This window comes from Paenibacillus sp. FSL K6-2862, from assembly GCF_038005125.1.
Lineage (GTDB): Bacteria > Bacillota > Bacilli > Paenibacillales > Paenibacillaceae > Paenibacillus > Paenibacillus illinoisensis_A.
This window is the reverse complement of record NZ_JBBOSN010000001.1, coordinates 192,267-210,696: the sequence shown is the minus strand read 5'-3', so window position 1 is coordinate 210,696 and position 18,430 is coordinate 192,267. Positions and strand designations below refer to the sequence as shown.

The 18,430-nt window shown below is 42.4% G+C and carries 13 protein-coding genes and 1 other RNA gene; 1 reads left to right on the top strand and 13 read right to left on the bottom strand.

Features of this window, described 5'->3' with window-relative positions; translation table 11 throughout:
* Positions 1-30 precede the first annotated feature (30 nt).
* The 9 genes from MHB82_RS01010 to ssrA all read right to left on the bottom strand — a co-directional run bounded on the left by MHB82_RS01010 (position 31) and on the right by ssrA (position 12,060).
* Positions 31-888 carry an ABC transporter permease gene (locus MHB82_RS01010; RefSeq protein ID WP_095362071.1) on the bottom strand — a complete coding sequence of 286 codons (858 nt, stop codon included), beginning with the start codon at positions 886-888 and terminating at the stop codon, positions 31-33.
* 139 nt (positions 889-1,027) lie between these two features.
* Positions 1,028-2,605, bottom strand: coding sequence for an extracellular solute-binding protein (locus MHB82_RS01005; protein ID WP_176476229.1), 1,578 nt, complete (start codon positions 2,603-2,605; stop codon positions 1,028-1,030).
* A 373-nt stretch (positions 2,606-2,978) separates the two neighbouring features.
* Positions 2,979-3,833: an aldo/keto reductase gene (locus MHB82_RS01000; RefSeq protein WP_095362021.1), complete on the bottom strand. Its 855-nt coding sequence runs from the start codon at positions 3,831-3,833 to the stop codon at positions 2,979-2,981.
* Positions 3,834-3,999: 166 nt separating this feature from the next.
* Positions 4,000-5,253, bottom strand: coding sequence for a mechanosensitive ion channel family protein (locus MHB82_RS00995; protein WP_341173593.1), 1,254 nt, complete (start codon positions 5,251-5,253; stop codon positions 4,000-4,002).
* Positions 5,254-5,570: 317 nt separating this feature from the next.
* Positions 5,571-7,013, bottom strand: coding sequence for an ATP-dependent nuclease (locus tag MHB82_RS00990; protein ID WP_341173592.1), 1,443 nt, complete (start codon positions 7,011-7,013; stop codon positions 5,571-5,573).
* The gene (locus MHB82_RS00985; protein ID WP_341173591.1) at positions 7,010-8,209 is read right to left on the bottom strand and encodes a DUF262 domain-containing protein; all 1,200 of its coding nucleotides are present in this window, start codon (positions 8,207-8,209) and stop codon (positions 7,010-7,012) included. Before MHB82_RS00985 ends, MHB82_RS00990 begins: the two co-directional genes overlap by 4 nt.
* A gap of 769 nt (positions 8,210-8,978) precedes the next feature.
* Positions 8,979-10,031, bottom strand: coding sequence for a PIN domain-containing protein (locus MHB82_RS00980; RefSeq protein WP_341173590.1), 1,053 nt, complete (start codon positions 10,029-10,031; stop codon positions 8,979-8,981).
* Positions 10,032-10,238: 207 nt separating this feature from the next.
* The gene (locus tag MHB82_RS00975; RefSeq protein ID WP_341173589.1) at positions 10,239-11,369 is read right to left on the bottom strand and encodes a protein kinase family protein; all 1,131 of its coding nucleotides are present in this window, start codon (positions 11,367-11,369) and stop codon (positions 10,239-10,241) included.
* Positions 11,370-11,695: 326 nt separating this feature from the next.
* Positions 11,696-12,060: a transfer-messenger RNA gene (ssrA, locus tag MHB82_RS00970) on the bottom strand.
* A gap of 113 nt (positions 12,061-12,173) precedes the next feature.
* On the opposite strand from ssrA, the gene MHB82_RS00965 reads away from it, so the two are divergent.
* Positions 12,174-12,410 carry a hypothetical protein gene (locus MHB82_RS00965; RefSeq protein ID WP_341173588.1) on the top strand — a complete coding sequence of 79 codons (237 nt, stop codon included), beginning with the start codon at positions 12,174-12,176 and terminating at the stop codon, positions 12,408-12,410.
* Between the two features lie 227 nt (positions 12,411-12,637).
* Here the strand turns inward: MHB82_RS00965 and smpB are convergent, their stop codons facing one another.
* From smpB to eno, 4 genes are all read right to left on the bottom strand, one after another.
* The gene (gene smpB, locus MHB82_RS00960) at positions 12,638-13,120 is read right to left on the bottom strand and encodes an SsrA-binding protein SmpB (RefSeq protein WP_095362030.1); all 483 of its coding nucleotides are present in this window, start codon (positions 13,118-13,120) and stop codon (positions 12,638-12,640) included.
* A 179-nt stretch (positions 13,121-13,299) separates the two neighbouring features.
* A complete protein-coding gene (rnr, locus tag MHB82_RS00955) occupies positions 13,300-16,032 on the bottom strand; it encodes a ribonuclease R (protein ID WP_341173587.1) in 2,733 nt (910 codons plus the stop codon).
* Positions 16,033-16,539: 507 nt separating this feature from the next.
* The gene (gene secG, locus MHB82_RS00950; protein WP_095362032.1) at positions 16,540-16,773 is read right to left on the bottom strand and encodes a preprotein translocase subunit SecG; all 234 of its coding nucleotides are present in this window, start codon (positions 16,771-16,773) and stop codon (positions 16,540-16,542) included.
* Between the two features lie 171 nt (positions 16,774-16,944).
* Positions 16,945-18,231 (bottom strand): phosphopyruvate hydratase, encoded by a 1,287-nt coding sequence (gene eno / locus MHB82_RS00945; RefSeq protein WP_095293032.1) that lies wholly within the window; start codon positions 18,229-18,231, stop codon positions 16,945-16,947.
* Positions 18,232-18,430 lie beyond the last annotated feature (199 nt).

Sequence of the window (18,430 nt, the reverse complement as noted above, 5' to 3'; positions counted from 1 at the left end):
CTGAACTCCCCTCCTTCACCTCATTCCTGACTAGAATAGCTTGGTATTGGATATCGCCTTGGACAGGCGATTGGCACCAATGAGCAATGTAAAGTTAATGACCGATTGGAATAAGCCTACCGCGGTTGTATAGCTGAATTCGGCACTTTCGCTAATCCCTTTACGGTACACAAATGTCGAGATGACATCCGCCGTGTCATAGACGTTCGGGTTGTATAGCAGAATGATTTTTTCGAAACCGATCTCCATCAATCCACCAATACGGAGAATCAGCAGAATAAGAATCATCGGAATGATGCCGGGCAACGTAATATGCCAGACTTGGCGAAGGCGACTTGCCCCATCGACATTCGCAGCATCATAGAGTTCGGGATTGATTCCACTGAGTGCAGCCAGATAAATGATGCTGGAGAAGCCAAGCTCCTGCCAGATGGATGAAGCGGTATAAATGGTGCGGAAATTGGCCGGATCACTGAGAAGAGCACTGCTCTGGCCGCCAAAGTATTCAATAATGGTGTTAAACAGCCCATCCCGGGATGAGAAATCCACAATCATGCCGCAGATGACCACGATGGAAATAAAGTGCGGAATGTATGAGACCGTCTGCACGGTGCGCTTAAATATTTCATTGCGAAGCTCATTGAGAAGAAGGGCAAGAAGAATCGGTGCTGGGAATCCGAACAATAGTTGATAGAAGCTCAGCACCAGGGTATTTTTCAAAATCCGCCAGAAATAGTAACTCTGAAAGAAATCGCGGAAGTGCTGCAGTCCCACCCAATCACTGCCCCATATGCCCTTGCCCACCGAGTAATCCTTGAATGCAATGATTGCTCCATACATCGGCAGATATTTGAAGATGAGAAAATACAAAACGACGGGTAGAGCCATCCAATAGATCGCTTTATTCTTTTTGTAATTGAGCCATAACAAGGAGAGCTTGTGCGACACCTTTCCATCCCCTTCCTTATAAATTCGAAGGAGAGCATCCGTGAGGTAAAAAGGGGCTTCCCCACAGACAGCTTCTTCGTTATCTGGCGTTATAGCGGTCCAGCGCAGCCTGCTGAATTTCAATGGCCCGCTCGACGTTAAACTTGTTGATCTGATCGATGTACTTGTCAAAGTTCTCGATCGGCTCGACCCCAATGACAAACTTGACGAACATTTCATCCCGATACGTTCCAATATCGCTCATGATTTTGCTGTATTCCGTGGATTCTTCTGTTGTCAGACTGGTTGGAGGAAGGCCCACCTTCAGTGTATTCTCGCTGTATTTGGAGAAGAGAATCGCGGCATCCTTCTGCTGCTGGAGCTGATAGTACTGCTCATTGTACCGGTCATCATCTTCACCCACGAAGGGATAGTTGGCTATAAAATGTTTCGCCATCGCTTGGGCAACCGACAATCCATCCGGATTTTTCAAAATCTCATCGGTATAGGTCGGGTAACCGTCCTTCATCGTATACGTCAGGCCCTCCACACCAAAATTTTTCAGCATATGCCCTTCTTCACTGAAGAAGTAATCCAGCGCTTTGACCGTTTCCTCCGGATGTTTGTTGCTATTGGTGATTACGATGCCGCTGCTGCTCCACTCCCAGGAACGTCCGGTAAACATCGGTTCATCGCCCTTATTCTGCACCGGATATTGCACGGCTGTCAGATTGGCGTTCGGGTCGGTTTCCTGCAGAGCGGGCAGATAGCGGCCTACACCTCCACCGATGAAGGTGAAAAAGGCACCTGCCTGACTACTCAAAATTTTGGCGTCATATGTTTTTTGATCATTGGTGGCAAAGTCGGGATCGATCAGCCCTTCCTGATACCAGCGATGGAACATCGTCAGGAATTCCTTGTATTCCGGCTCAATTGGTCCGTAGACTACTTTGCCATCTCTCATAAATACATTGTTGGTTATCCCATAGGCTTCCAGATAGGTCGGTGCTGCGGGCCCCATCGTTGTCATTTTAGGCGGTGCACCGAACAACAGAGGCGCGGACACGCCTTTTCTCTCTTTGAACGCTTTAAGTACGGTTTCCCATTCTTCCAGCGTTTCCGGTTTCTCCAGCTTTAGCTCATCGAGCCAATCCTGACGGATGAATGTACCGCCGAAGGTTTTGTATTCCCCCAAGCGTAGATGCGGAATGGCATAGATATCGCCGTTGTCTGCTTTTAACTGTTTAGCGACTTCGGGATTCTCATCCAAAATCTTTTTCAAATTGGGAGCGTATTCATCAATGAGCTCGTTAAGACGAATGATGGTACCATCATTGAACAGCTTGGCGTAATCTCCATTTACAAACATGGCATCAGGCAGCTGATTCGAGGCAATCATGACATTGAACTGTTCGGTCTCGGCACCCACCGCAGGGTGCTGGAATTCGATTTTGGTGTTGGTCTTCTTCTCCCATTCCTTAATCGCCGTAATTTCATTCATACTCTTGAGCGTAATGGAAGCATTCGTGTTCATCGACATCCAGATCGATATTGGTGTAGGGCCATCTCCCTCTGCCCCGCCAGCGTTTCCATTGTCTCCTGCGCAGCCTGCAAGGACAGTTAATCCCATCATCAGACAGATTCCAACCGCTAGCCGCTTTCTCCATGACCGTTTCATCGCTTCACGTCCCCCCATGTGTGTTCGTGTAAGATGTCTGACCCTTGATGTGGAGCTCTCTTCATAAAGGTACTGCCTGACCGCTATTATGGCTATCCTCCATTCTTGCCGAGATATCCAAAATTTGATAATCCCTTATCCAGAGCAGGATTTGCACATGCAGGCAAAAGATCAAGATCATATTCCAGCATTGATGGCAAACCGAAATATGAACGGCCCACTTTCCTGAAAGGGGATACTTTAGTCGGATCAACAAATACATCAGTACACACCAAAAAGCCTCCTATCTGCATTTCTGCAGAATAGGAGGCAATATGCCTACAAACACGTTCACTTCACCTTACGGGAAGAAGCGCGTCTTCGTTATAACTTTTTAAAATTCTTCGTATTCGCTCGGGTCCTGTCCCCATAACCGTCCATCTTGACGATTGAACGACGAGATCACTTCCATCTCCTGCTCGCTCAGCTCAAAATCGAAGATATCGATATTTTCCTTCTGGTGTTGAAGGGAGCCTGCTTTCGGAATTGGAATGGAACCCAGCTGGGTATGCCAGCGCAAAATGACCTGTGTTCCCGTTTTGCCATGAGCTTCTGCTATGCGGAGGATCTTCTCATCCTTCACCACATCCTGCACGGCGTCATTACCGCGGCCAATAGGACTCCAGGATTCATTGACAATGCCATGCTCCGAATCCTTCTTCCGCTGCTCAGCCTGGTCAAAAAACGGATGCAGCTCGATCTGGTTCAGACTTGGGGCTACCCCAGTCTCCTTAATCAGACGCTCATTATGTTCAGGCAGGAAGTTACTAACTCCGATAGAGCGGATATATCCACGTTTCTTCGCCTCAATGAGTGCCTGCCAGGCTTCTACATACTTACCCTGCTTCGGATTCGGCCAGTGAATCAGATATAGGTCATAGTAATCTAGATCTGCTCTGTATAAGGATTCCTCGATGGCTACGATTGCCTTATTATAATCATGATAACGCCCAGGCAGTTTGGAAGAGATCAGCAGTTCTTCTCTCGCAATCGAGCTCTGCTTGATGGCCTTTCCGACCGTCGCCTCATTCTCATAGTTATAGGCCGTATCAATCAATCGGTAACCCACATCCAGCGCAGATACGATGGATTTAACGCCCTCTGCACCCTTTAAGCTATAGGTACCAAACCCAATTGCCGGTACTTTCAAGCCATCATTCAACGTATATTCCGGAATTTGATGATTCATCTGAAGACTCTCCTTTGCTAAAAAGGTATACGAAACGAATGGAAAATTAGTTAGTCCCTCTCGTTTATTCTACCCCTCCATGCACGATTGAATCAATTCTTTCCAGACGGTGCAGGCCTTCATTAATGCATATGAGCTGAACTCAGTATCCTTTGGTATTTATATTTTAGTAGCCACGCGAAAATTGCGGGCTTTCCTTAAGCTGAACGATATCGTGACCCGTTGGGTTTTGGAAAGCACGAAGACCAAACGTCGGCGCCACAGCAAAGATGTGGTCAAAGATATCGGCCTGCACCGATTCATACACTCCCCAGGTGATATCATTGCTGAATGCATAGATCTCGAGCGGAAGTCCGTTGTCTCCCGGTGCTAGCTGTCTCACGATCAACGTCATATCCTGATGAATCTTCGGATGATTTTTCAGATACTGATGGATATATTCCCGGAATACCCCCACATTCGTGAGCTGTCTGCCGTTTACTTTGCTCTCCGTATTAATCTGATGCTCCATATTGTACTCGTTAATTTCATTGATTCGCGTAGCGATATAATCGGTAAGATAGTGGATCTTCCGGAATTCCTCAATCATGTCTTCGGTGCAAAAGGTGATACTGCTTGTATCAATATAGACGCTTCGCTTAATCCTTCTGCCGCCCGATACCTGCATGCCTCGCCAGTTTCTGAACGAGTCCGATATCAGGGCATAACTCGGAATCATCGTGATTGTTTTATCAAAATTTCTTACCTTAACCGTATTAAGTGTAATGTCAATGACGTCACCATCTGCATTATATTTCGGCATTTCAATCCAGTCGCCAACACGTACCATGTCATTCGATGACAATTGAACGCCTGCCACGAGGCCCAGGATGGAGTCCTTGAATACCAGCATCAGCACAGCCGATAACGCACCAAGTCCACTGAGAATGATCAACGGATTCTGACCAATAAGGCTCGAAATGACGATAATGCCCCCGATGATGAAAAGAATAATCTTGGCGACCTGGATATAACCTTTGATCGGCCTGATCTTGGAGACTTCATAGGAACGATATATGTCATCAAACACATTGAGTAAGGCATTGAGAACCGTAATCATGATGACAATCATGTAGGTCATTGCAGCCTTTTCAATCAAGGCCTGATAGGATGGAAAGACATAAGCAGAATAATAGATAATAATGGCCGGCACAAGATGTGACAGCTTGTGGAACAGCTTTTTCTCCACAATGATATGGCCCCATTTGTACCGATTGTTATTGACGATATGATGGACCGTCTTCAGCACGATTCTTTTGGCTATATAATTCGCCAGGATGGAGACCACCGCAATAAAAATAACCATGATGATGTTTGAAAGAATGCCAATGGTTTGTTCACTCATGCCCGTTCCGTCTAGTTGTTTTTTGATAAAATCCATTGTTTCCTCCTAACGCAGTCTAGTTTAGCTTTTCATTATAAATGACTCTCTCGTACGAAGCAAAATTCAAGATAATGTAATTTTAACAAAAGAAAAAGACCATCCTTTTGGGGAGGTCCTTCTGAACTTGTTTTAGAAGCATGAGTTGTGGCCAGCGAGAGGGCAAACTTGTTTTTGTTCAAAAAGCATCTACTCACAAATTAATTTATTGGATCACAATTATTTATTGCAAATGAAAAAAATATTAACAATAGACAAGTAGCTGGATTTCCCTCCGGCTTTGTTGTGAAGAAACTTGTGATTATTTAAATAAAATTCTAGTCCTCATTAATTAATCCATTAATCTTAGTATATACATCTAAAGCTATCTCATTATTTTTTGATTTATTTATCCATACTTTGAACAATGTAAAGATAAGTTGTTCGTAAGAAACACTTAATTTATGTTGAAGCTCTATAAACCAATCATGGTGATCAAGTCCCTCCAGTGAAGAGAGTATAATTGATATTAAATCTTCTGATTTACCGAGCAAGCTAGATAGTAAATTTATATTTTGAAGAGCCTCCTCCTTTAGAATCTGTTCTGGAGCAACATTAGCTGGCAAGAATGTGTAAGGCCATTTACACACTTCCTTAAAACTTCTCATATCACCATCAAAAACACCAATAATCTTCAACCAACTCGATTTTGGAAAAACCCTAATTATACTCTTCAATTTACTTTCGTCGCCAGCTTCAAGTATATCTATTTTTTGAATAAGAAATGGATCATAGTAAGATAATAGTATTTTAATGAATTCTCTAGCAAACTTATCCTCAACTAGAAGAACGGATGATTTTTTGGGATCTACCCCAAATGATGTCAAATGTGCATCACGACTACTCGGGGTCATAACCTGGACCTTATCACCAACTCTTGTTAGTAATCTGATGTGATCAATTGGTATTCTTTCTAAGATGTTTGGTGAGTGGGTAGATAAAATAACCCACCCCCCTTTTTCCTCCACATATTTAGCAATAACATTTAATAGGGCTTCTTGTGATTTTGGTGCTAGGAATGACTCTGGTTCCTCTATTAGTATTATTGAGTTTTTAGAACAACGCCTAAGCTGCCAAACAATTTGATGTGCTGAGAGCTCCCCTAAGCCCATGGTCTCAGTGCCATAATTACCATTTAAAGTAGATACTTGAAAATAGGGGATCACTCCATATTTGCCTATATCCTCAATTTCATATGTACTACAAGATGTGTATTCTTTCCCAATAATATAGGAAACTTGTTTCATTTCGGCTTCAGTTGAAATAATGGGCTCATACCCATCTAACAACTCTTCCATATTCGACATACTTCTGTAGAATTTAACTTGTTCATAGCAATTAGATGACGGATCTATCATAATTACCTCTACCCCAATATCCTCATCAATTACTGATGCATCAATAATACCATCACGGAAACATAAACTCTGATTAATTGCTCCCTTAGACGTAGTAATTTGAGCATCAAGGATTGACCCTAACAACCTTGTATAACTTACTGAATTTTGAAATTCCTTAGGTTTTAACACACTTAAAACTGCATTCAATAGGGTAGATTTACCAACTCCATTTGCACCACATAATGCTGTTATTCCACCATTAAAATCTATAGTACCTTCGCCTACTCCAGCAATATTATTAAATTTTAAAGTTGATATGTTTACACTATATTCGCGCGCGTAAACTCTTCTCCAGTGATCATTAGTACGAGCCGATCTCATATATGAACACCCCAAGAAGCACTATCAATTAAAGAAGAAATAAGCATACTAGGGTCATCAGGGAATAAACTTGTTTTGAAAAACCAATCAATTTTCTCTATCTGTTCTATATGATTATCAATCAATATTGACTCTGCTCTTAGAAACTTATTAAAAAAGTACCATAAAACGATATCTCTTGCTATAACAGATGTGGTATCAGCTACTCTAGAACTAGCTCTGTCATTAAATATGCGGAGTAGTTCTTCATCAAATGAACTCATTTCATATTTATACATATTCAATTTATTTTGCATATTAATTGTTTTAAGGCTAACTCTATTGTATTCAAAAAAACTTATATATCTTCCAAGTATTTTTGAAGATATACCAATTCTATTAGAGTGTAATTGTGCAATAAAACAAAGCCAAGAGAATAATGTTGCTTTGTTGAATTTGGCTTTAAAGTCAACAAAAATGCTAGCTTCTCCAAAAAAATCAACTGCCTTATGTACTCTATACAGAGTATCCTTACTAAACTCTTCTTGAGATCTATATTTATTAGTTACACTATTTGAAGTTACTTTTTCTAGTAATGTCCCCGAATCAAGAATATAGAAAAATTTAGAAATAACATCATCGAATGCCATTCTCGAGTTGGAAAACCCTAAAAAATCTTTATTTAGCCCAATGTTCTCAAACATTGTAACAATATCTTTAACTTGCTGACGTGCTGGACCAAAAAATGCATTTCTTTGTTCTGCTGCTGTAAGACTAGTCGGCTGATTCAACCTGTAGAAAAGTTCGCCTGGCTCCGAAGGAAGATAATCAACTATCTTAAATATTCGAATAGTAAACTGATCGAATCTATTTTTCCAAAACTCTGGTAAAGAATTATAGTCAAGATTGTTTAATTCGCAAATTTCATTATCGAGGGGTTCTGTATTGCCATCGACTAAAACTTCCCCATTAACAAAATCTCTGATCGCCACTAGTCGTTGCTGCCCGTCTAATACTTCTTGTCTTCCATTCTCTTTAATTTCTATAATATGAATAGGCGGAACATGCCAATCTCTCAGAATACTATCTATTAATCTACGCTTTTTAGCATCTCCCCAAACTTCACCACGTTGAAACTCAGGTTGTAAATTAATAACACCACTTTTTATTCTAGCAATTATTGTTTGCACATCTGGATCAGAAGGTAAAAGCCTCATACAATCCCTCCAACTTTCGTAATAAGAATAGTCATTCGACACAATTTTTAAATTACCTTTTTTGTTCATAAACGAACACTTAAATCTAAAAATTCTCAAATGTTTCTGAGAAATTAGGATAAGATTACGAAAAACGATTCTCAAAGTGTATTTGTAGTACAATATTATTAGACCTTGTTATTTTAAAAATCTCATAAGCTTAATGGACATCCAACCCAGGTAACGTCAACAATTTATATACACATATTTTTCATCACTCATTAAATTATAAAATCTTAACTTTCAATTAAAAAGCTTTATTCACAATCACTGATCCCTAAAAATACTGTTTTTAAACCATCAATAGTAGGGTGGGTATACAAAGGATTTATTTAAAAAAATCACATTGATCTTAATACTTAAATTGATAAAAAAGCATAAAAAAGCACCCTCATCGGTGCTTCTTGTTAACGTAATGGAGGCAGGGGAAACGCTGTCCGTAGACAACGACACATAAGCTTCTACGTGTTTATTCACAGTTTTGATGTCATCTGAGTGTTGCCCCGCAAACTTCTTGCTTTGGCTCAGCTCTTTGTTTATTGTAGCATACCAGAAGCTGAAATGTGACACCGTATCCCAACTAAAGTTGAGACCTCACTCTGGTACATGTTTGATACATAGCGAAAGCGCACTCAAAAATTATTAGCTACGAAGCTTAGTTGTTCTTTTTTTTCAGTTTAATATGCTTTAGCGTTGATAAAGGTGTCGTGTCCCCACTCCCTGCGCTTCATTAATAGTAATCGTCTTCGTACAATCTAATATATATATCTTTTGATTCATTAAGATCACAACTTGTAATTTCAAGTTTATATTCATTTGTTATATCGAAACTTACTTCAACGATTACAGGAACTAAAACATCAGTTTCAACTTTTAACTCAACTTCTTTTTCGAAAATATACTTTCCTTCCTCCTTGTCATACAATGAATTTTCATAGTCAGTATATGATACTTCTGCTTCAAAAGTAACTCTAACTTCAAACTGAAGGGTTGCTCTATCTTCTTCAAGTTGAATAATGTTAATTTCATCTTCTAACTCAACACTCAGAACATTAATATTCTCCACCGAACCGTTCTCATTTTCTAATGAGAAACCATGCCATTCGAAATTCTCGATAATACTCTCTTCAATATTTTCAAAAAACTTCTCTGATAAATTTACGACAAAATTATGCCTGTATTCATCACTACTATTAACTAAATTAAGGAAAGAGTCAATGCTGTCTAGACAATGTAGGCGCACATTATCTTCACAATAGTTAACAAGATCATTGTCTAAAGAGATAACATACATTTGTTCGGAATTAGTAATACACCAATTATCAATTGCTAGCAAATTAATAGCATCAGGAAATTCTGCCTTTTTGGATCTACTAAACGGAGGTATCATTTGAAAGTAACCCTCTAAAAGTTTATCAACCGAGACAGCTTCTACTGGGATTACTAAAGCCCCCGAATTTTCTATAAAATCTTCAAACTGTTTCTTTACCGCTGAGCTAACCAAATCGCTTGTTTCGTTGTTAAAGATTACGTCATACTCCTTAATATTACGTAGAATCATTCCTTTTTTACGAAGTGATTCAATTGCTGATTTAGCTTCCTTAGTTCTGTCGTCAATTTTATTCTTTATTTCATTTGTCACTATGCTAGTTATATAAAGTTTAATATGATTATTTGCAGACAAAGTTGATATTTGTCCGAGCAAGTGATCAGTAAAATTAAAATTTCGTTGAATGTATATAGAGGAATCTATAAAAACATTATTGGTTAATAGTCCACTCATTTAAATTCTCCTTAGATAATATTTTAAATTAAATTCACTAAGCCCTGCCACAATAGCTCATAAAATCAAACATAACTAGTACTTTACCCCGATTATTAAGTATTGAGTTATACTCTTTCCCAACTAATATTAAGCCCTCAGATACGAAGTTTGGACGAAAATCTTACTAAGTTCATCAAGATACAGGAATATGATTTTTTGCACAAATTAGAATGGCAAATCATCGTCTGTTATATTAATTGCGATGCTACTTAAACGAGTTTGAATATTATCAAGTACAATCTTTTGCTTATATGGATCTAGTCTTACTAATAATTGATAAAAGTCTTTCACATGCTGAACCATAATATCGCATTTTTCATTGAACCCAAAACTCCCTTTAACAAAACATCTAATAAGTTGAGAGTTATTTTGTATAAACGTTTCGAGTGAACTACTCCGGATTAGGGAGCCTAATCTATTTAATATATAGTCAATATCATTTATTGGCTCATTTTTATCATTGTAGTAATAGATATGATCAACTAGAGCGTCAGCAAATTTCTTATATGTTTCCTTTTCTATCCTTGAGAAATCAATCTCACTTATCACTCCTTGTGATATGGCTTGAGAAATATCATTAAATGAGGTATAACGTTCGTGTGGCTCCAATTTAATCATTTTATCAATAATATAGTTAAACTTAAATTGCTTTGCATACCCTTTATCTCTGAGAATGTTATAAAACAACTTTCCAATAAAATAAATTTCAGATTGATGATTATATATACCCTCTAACTGAGTCTCGTGAGGCCATTGAGTAACCGGCCAATTAAGAAATACACTTTCTCCTCCTGCCTCTTCAAATTCTAACTTTTTACCGAACCCAAAATCTATAACTTTCACATCTTCATTTTTGTCTATTAGTATGTTCGCAGGACGAATGTCTCTGTGTAATATTTTCTTTTCTTCTAAATATTCAAATGTATATATAACATCTTTGAAAACATCTTCCCAAACTTTTCCGAAACCCGGTTCAAATTCATTAAGAGCCGTGCCTTCTACATACTCCATTTGAAGGTAGCCTGTCTTGGCTTCAGGATACAAATAGTAATTAAAAATTCTCACAATATTGTTGTGAGATATATTAAATAAGATTTTAATCTCATCTACAAAACGTCTATATGTATCTTCGGAGTTGTTACCATTTTTAGGAGCGTATTTCTTAAACGCAAACAACATATCTGTCGTCTCATCCTTAAAAAGGTGAGCGTCTCCAGTTCCTCCAGACCCTAATGGAGAAAGATATCTAAAGTTTTTCATACTGTCAAACTTCACAAGTTCCCCTGGCACCAACATAGTAATCCTCCTTTTATCAACTTGCAAATTATGGTCTCATAAGTTGATGGAGATTGTCAATCCAGGACAATATTATGCATTCTACTAAGATAGAGTGTCACATCTCCAACTGTCACAAAAACTGAAGAGGACCGACTCATCGATAAAATGTAAAGCTAATTAAGAGGCGATACTCAGGTGATTCAAATACGAGAGGAATGTACACTATCTAAGATACTTCGTATTCTCGGTCAGATAACCCCTATGCCCTAAATCTAGAGCGATACACCTTCCCCTTCGTATACAAGCAAAAACGGCCACCGAATGGTGACCGTTGCTGATACTACTAATGGAGGCGAGGGGAGTCGAACCCCTGTCCGAAGATAACGACACATAAGCTTCTACGGGTGTAGTCACAGTTTTGATGTCACCCGAGTATCGCCCCGTAACCGGCTATACGTTGGGTCAGCCTGATTGTCTTCTTCAGCACACCCCAGGCGGAGATGTGACAGCGTATCCCACTACTTGTTAGCCCCTAATCCTGTCACATGGGCGATGCAGGTTAGAAGCACGCACACAGTTTCTTAGGCTGCGAAAGCGTAGTTGTTTTGTTGTTTGCCGTTTAATAGGCTTTAGCGTTGATGAAGCGGACGCGTCCCCACTACCCGCTACCCATGCTCGAACTATCCCCGTCGAATCCATAAACGCCCCCTCATATAAGAAGGGCTCCAGGATTAATCCGTGAATACGGAGCAAAGGTGCTGCACATCTTTTTCCTCCAAGGTAAAAAGATGCTCTTTCAAACTCGGCATTCCTATCTGCTACATGAATAATCATATCACAGTACCGAATGCAGATATAGTACAGATTACTGGAAGTCGTACCAGCAGGCTGAGCATCTGTGCAAGATTAACCAATGCACCATCTGAGGCTCAATCGTCTACATATTATACCGCGTCCCTCGGACGAAGTAAAGTTTACCAGCATGAGATTGCGAACAATTGTACCTCCTTTATTTTACCCACAATTGGTACAGACTACGCAGAGAGCAGCTACATTTAATGCATCAACTGAATCCGTTCGCTCAGCAACTTCACACCTAACTCTATCTTATGCATCCTGTGCTTGCAGGTTTACCTTCTCAAGGCTCTCCCCAAATGTTTAAACAGCAATTCTCACTTAAAATAAAAATCCCAAGCTCCGCCCAATCCTGGGCCAAACTTGAGATCCTCAGTTATTTCGCATCTAGTGTTAACTTATTACGCGTCGCAATACTACAATAATTCAACTCAGCGAGCGATCTTTTGCTTCTCGCGCATTGCCCGTTGAATATCGCGTTGTGCATCCCGCTTGGCCGCAGTCTCACGTTTATCATACTGTTTCTTACCTTTACCCAAGCCAAGCAGCAACTTCGCGTATCCATTGCGGATATAGATCTTCAGCGGCACAATGCTGTATCCATCCTGCTTCGACAGCCCGAGCAGTTTGTGAATCTGCACTTTATGCATCAGCAACTTTCGCGTACGTGTTGGATCGAGGGGATTATTACGGTTCCCTTGTTCAAAAGGACTAATATGCATATTATGAATGTGAATTTCACCGTTGCGAATGGTGGCAAACGCATCTCCAATATTCGCACGGCCGTTACGAAGAGATTTGATCTCCGTTCCGGTAAGCACCATGCCCGCTTCATACGTATCTTCAATGAAGTAGTCATGGGAAGCCTTTTTATTCTGTGCAAGCACTTTACTCTGTCCATCATTCTTGCCCATGTCCTCACTCCTTCTCCGTAAAATAAGCCGGTACCTTGCTCTATAGCCGCGCACCCAATGAAGCCCAGGTACCCCATGCCAGACCTTAATTGTAGCAAGGACCGCTGTTAAAATCAAGAAAGAGGCAGCATATGCCGCCCCTTCTCATTACACACATTTCATAGTGTGCGAAACGAATATTACTTTTTCTTCTTCCGTACAAAAGCGGCAGTTCCATTAGCGGATGCACCTTTGTTCTTTTTCCGTTTACGGCGCGGAGCTCCGCCTTCTTGCGTACCTCCAGGTGTAGCTGCTTCGCCGATAAAGATACCGCTAGGTGACGTCTTTTTGCGTCCACCGCCACCTTTGCCCCCGCCCTTGCCGGATTTGAAGCTGCCTTCGCCACGACCTTTACCGCTGTTCAGATCAGTCCCTTGACTGCCAGTGCTGCTGTCCTGGCTAGACGGCCCAGAGCTGTATCCACCTTTACCCGATCCAAAACCAAAGCTTACTGCTCCTGTGCCTTTGCCGCGAGCAGCAGCTGGTGCACTGGCATCTCCCGTGCGGCGTTCACCTTTCTGTTTACCGCCACCTTTTCCACTGAAGTTGCCACGTCCACCCTTGCTGCTCTCTTCCGTTGCTCTTCCACCACGGCTACCGCTGCCGCTGCCTCCGCGCGAGCCACTGAATCCACCAGAACCGCCTTTGGCGCCACTCCGGCCACCACCGCCAGCAGGACGTCCGCCTCTGCCGCCTCGGTTGCCACCACCAAAACCGCCTGGCCGTTCGCTGCGTGGCTTCATATCCACCATTTCAAAGTCAATCGTGTACTCTTCCATGCTCACGCGAGCAACACGGATTTTCACTTCATCTCCGATACGGAACAATTTCGAGGTCCGTTCACCAATGAGAGCCATGTGCTGATCGTCAAAATGGTAATAATCATCCGTTAGTGCACTAAGTCGAATCAAGCCTTCTACCGTATTCTCAAGTTCAATGAACATGCCGAAGCTGGTTACACTGCTGATCATGCCTTCGAATTCTTCGCCGACCTTATCGAGCATGTACTCGGCTTTCTTCATTTTCTCTGTATCCCGCTCGGCTTCAACAGCCACACGTTCACGCTCAGACGATTGCTGCGCAATGTCGGACATGCGTGACGCCAGGTATTCCTGACGATTCTCAGGCAAAGCACCTTTGTTTTCAATCACTTCCCGAATGACACGGTGAATGACCAGATCGGGATAACGACGAATCGGTGATGTGAAGTGACTGTAGAACTCAGCCGCGAGGCCAAAGTGTCCCGACATCTCCGCATCATACTTTGCCTGCTTCATGGAACGCAGCATCATCGTACTGATGACCGTCTGTTCCTTCGTTCCATTGATATCCTCAAGCAGGGATTGGAGTGCACGAGGGTGGATCGCGTTACCGCGTCCTTTTACATGGTGTCCGAAGTTCGCTGCAAAAGCGAGGAAGTTTTGCAATTTTTCCTGATCGGGATCTTCATGCACACGGTAGATAAACGGAACCTTCAACCAGTGGAAGTGCTCTGCCACGGTCTCATTGGCTGCCAGCATGAATTCTTCAATAATTTGTTCTGCAATGGAACGCTCGCGTTTCACGATATCGACCGGTTTACCTTCTTCGTTCACAATGATTTTGGACTCTTCAAAATCAAAGTCAACCGCACCCCGGCGCATACGCATGGCGCGAAGCTTAAGGGCAATTTCTTTCATCAGATGGAAGTCATCCACCAGATCCTTGTAACGCTCCAGCAATTCCGGCTCTTCGCCTTCAAGAATTTTACGAACGTTGGCATACGTCATACGCTCTTTGGTTTTGATCACACTCGTGAAGATGTCGTGGTTCACAACCTTCATCTGGTCGTTGAACTCCATTTCACAGGACAGCGTAAGGCGATCCACCTGTGGATTCAAACTGCAGATCCCGTTCGATAGACGATGCGGCAGCATCGGAATAACGCGGTCTACCAAGTACACGCTGCATCCGCGGTTGTATGCTTCCTGATCCAGTTTGGAGTTCTCGCGTACATAGTAGCCGACATCCGCAATATGAACACCCAGACGGTAGTTCCCGTTCGGCAGCTTCTCCACATTGACGGCATCGTCCAGATCCTTGGCGTCTTCGCCATCGATGGTTACGATGTTTAATCCACGCAAGTCACGGCGGCCCTGCTGCACGATCTCTTCATCCGTAATGGATTCCGGAGCTTGTTCTGCTTCTTCCACCACTTCATCCGGGAATGCTTCCGGCAGCTGATGCTTGCGAATGACGGACAATATATCAATGCCTGGATCATCCTTATGTCCAAGAATCTCAATAATTTCGCCTTCTGCTGCAGCGCGACCTTCCGGGTAGCTCACGATTTTGGCAACGACCTTTTGTCCATCTACAGCCCCTGCAGAATTCGTGCGCGGAATGAAAATATCACGGTTAATCCGCTTATCGTCCGGAATGACGAAGCCGTAAACCTCATGGTTTTGGAACACACCAACCACTTGGGTAACTGCACGTGTAACGATGCGGACGATCTCGCCTTCCAAACGTCCATTGGATGGACCCTGCGACGTCACTTTAACAAGGACCGTGTCCCCGTTCATCGCACTCTTCATATCATTGGCATGGATGTAGACATCCGGATGCTCTTTATCCTCAGGGATGAGAAAAGCAAATCCCTTCGCATGTGCCTGCAGCCTTCCGCGAACCAGGTTCATGCGTTCAGGCATGCCGTACCTGTTGTTGCGGGTAAGCAGAATCTTACCGGATTCCTCCAGTGTATTCAGCATGATCAAAAACGCTTTGAAATCAGCTGCATCTTCAATCTCGAAGTGCTGTTCCAGCTCCTGATAGGTCATCGGTTTATAAGCGGTTTCCCGCATGAAGTCGAGCAATTGTTGTTCTGTTATCATTAATATTCACCTCGGGAAACGTAAAAGTGTAATCTGGTTTGTAACCTGTCTTTATGTATCGGAATTTTTGCACTTTTCATGCCACGTAACACATGCCCTCACTATCTCATACCCTAGTATACACGAATTCAATCCACCGCATCCGTACCCCGCAAAATAATCCAAACCTTAGCTGAATGCAGCACTTCACCTCATGAGTACACGTTTTCATTGGATTTTAGGATAACAAATTCCTTAAAGAACTACGTTCAAAGATGAAATATGAAATGTATGGAGCAGAGTCGTTGGTATTGAACCACTAAATAGGCAACTGGGCTAAGTAACGGGAAGGAAAACGAAATGGAAGTGGGGAACCGAAGATTACATGGGTTAAAAAAATGCAGTTGGGAATCTTTGGACATGCGCCAATGTATTAAAAAACCTCCGTTTCTTCTCGAAACGAAGGTTCATCATCTTAGGTCGTTCATTCATATATGCTTGATCTACCATTCAATACAGCAGCATTCCTTACTTGGAAATGACTGTAACAACGATAGCCAAGATCATAAATCCTGCACCCAGTACAACGGTTGCACGTTGCAGGAAAAGATCCAATCCGCGCGCTTTCGTTTTACCGAAAAGATGTTCCGCACCACCGGAGATGGCACCCGCCAAACCAGCGCTTTTCCCGTGCTGCAGCAATACTACAGTGATTAGACCGATCGAGAAAACAACGAGCAGCAATTTCAAAGCAATATCCATTCTTTCCACCTCCTACCCATGTGGGCATAACATCTCACCATAAAAACAGTTACTTTAATTGTACCACAGCTATTCCCAATCTACAACCTTATCCATGATACTGTCTATGCTATGAAGAAATGAAAAAGACAAGCCGGTTACCCGGCTTGCCCTAGAAGCTGTGAACACAGCTTATTTTTTAAGGTTGTAGAATCCTTTAAGACCATTGTATTGAGCCAGTTCGCCCAGTTGATCCTCGATGCGGAGCAATTGGTTGTACTTCGCAATACGGTCTGTACGGGAAGGTGCACCTGTTTTGATTTGTCCTGCATTTGTTGCAACCGCGATGTCAGCGATTGTGCTGTCTTCGGACTCACCGGAACGGTGGGAGATTACAGCTGTGTATCCTGCACGTTTAGCCATTTCAATTGCATCGAATGTTTCAGTGAGTGTACCGATTTGGTTAACTTTGATCAGGATGGAGTTACCAATACCTTCGTTGATACCTTTTTCCAGACGCTCAGTGTTCGTTACGAACAAGTCGTCACCAACGAGTTGTACTTTGTCTCCCAGTTTCTCTGTGAGCAATTTCCAGCCATCCCAGTCGTCTTCGGACATACCGTCTTCGATTGTGATGATTGGGTATTTCTCAACCCATGAAGCCAGAAGGTCAACATACTCAGCGGAAGTGTAAGATTTACCTTCGCCAGCAAGTGTGTACTTACCATCTTTGTAGAACTCAGTGGAAGCTACGTCCATACCCAAGAATACGTCAACACCTGGTTTGTATCCAGCTTTTTCAATCGCTTCGATGATTGTAGTGATTGCTTCTTCGTTCGAACCAAGGTTCGGTGCGAAACCACCTTCGTCACCCACAGCTGTGTTCAGACCTTTGGAGCTCAGTACGGACTTCAGGTTGTGGAAGATTTCTGCGCCTACGCGAAGAGCTTCTTTGAACGTTGGTGCTCCAACAGGAAGAACCATGAACTCTTGAACGTCGATGTTGTTGTCAGCATGCTCACCACCGTTGATGATGTTCATCATTGGTACTGGCAGTGCTTTAGCGTTGAATCCGCCCAGGTAAACATACAGTGGCAGGTCCAGAGCGTCAGCAGCTGCGCGAGCTACAGCCATGGACACAGCCAGGATTGCGTTAGCACCCAGTTTACCTTTGTTTGGCGTACCATCCAAAGCGATCATCATTTTGTCGATACCCAGTTGATCCAAAGCGTCCATACCGATTACTTCTGGAGCGATTGTTTCGTTTACGTTCTTAACAGCTTGCAGAACGCCTTTACCCAGGTAACGGGATTTGTCACCATCGCGAAGCTCAACAGCTTCGTGGGCACCAGTGGATGCACCAGATGGAACGATTGCGCGTCCGATTGCGCCGGACTCCAGGTATACTTCAACTTCAACTGTAGGGTTACCGCGGGAGTCGAGGACTTCGCGAGCGTACACGTCAGAAATAATAGTCATGAGTGATAATCTCCTTTTAATTTGAATTATTTAAATTTGGGACTACTTGTGTTTGCCCTTATGTCACTACGTCAGCAGAAATGTCTTCCGATCGCTGTTATCCCCTGATTTCTTTGAACTTATTTTAATAAGTTGAAATCATGTGATAAAGGCGAACACTTCGTTTCTTCAGACCATTTCTGCTTCCTTTGTTCAGGGG

Coding starts and splice junctions, on each gene's coding strand:
- MHB82_RS00995 (WP_341173593.1), bottom strand. CDS start 5,253: ATGGATTTTATCAAAAAACAACTAGACGGAACGGGCATGAGTGAACAA.
- MHB82_RS00965 (WP_341173588.1), top strand. CDS start 12,174: ATGAATAATCATATCACAGTACCGAATGCAGATATAGTACAGATTACT.
- MHB82_RS00980 (WP_341173590.1), bottom strand. CDS start 10,031: ATGAGTGGACTATTAACCAATAATGTTTTTATAGATTCCTCTATATAC.
- MHB82_RS00975 (WP_341173589.1), bottom strand. CDS start 11,369: ATGTTGGTGCCAGGGGAACTTGTGAAGTTTGACAGTATGAAAAACTTT.
- MHB82_RS01005 (WP_176476229.1), bottom strand. CDS start 2,605: ATGAAACGGTCATGGAGAAAGCGGCTAGCGGTTGGAATCTGTCTGATG.
- rnr (WP_341173587.1), bottom strand. CDS start 16,032: ATGATAACAGAACAACAATTGCTCGACTTCATGCGGGAAACCGCTTAT.
- eno (WP_095293032.1), bottom strand. CDS start 18,231: ATGACTATTATTTCTGACGTGTACGCTCGCGAAGTCCTCGACTCCCGC.
- MHB82_RS00990 (WP_341173592.1), bottom strand. CDS start 7,013: ATGAGATCGGCTCGTACTAATGATCACTGGAGAAGAGTTTACGCGCGC.
- MHB82_RS01000 (WP_095362021.1), bottom strand. CDS start 3,833: ATGAATCATCAAATTCCGGAATATACGTTGAATGATGGCTTGAAAGTA.
- smpB (WP_095362030.1), bottom strand. CDS start 13,120: ATGGGCAAGAATGATGGACAGAGTAAAGTGCTTGCACAGAATAAAAAG.
- MHB82_RS01010 (WP_095362071.1), bottom strand. CDS start 888: ATGGCTCTACCCGTCGTTTTGTATTTTCTCATCTTCAAATATCTGCCG.
- secG (WP_095362032.1), bottom strand. CDS start 16,773: ATGGATATTGCTTTGAAATTGCTGCTCGTTGTTTTCTCGATCGGTCTA.
- MHB82_RS00985 (WP_341173591.1), bottom strand. CDS start 8,209: ATGAGGCTTTTACCTTCTGATCCAGATGTGCAAACAATAATTGCTAGA.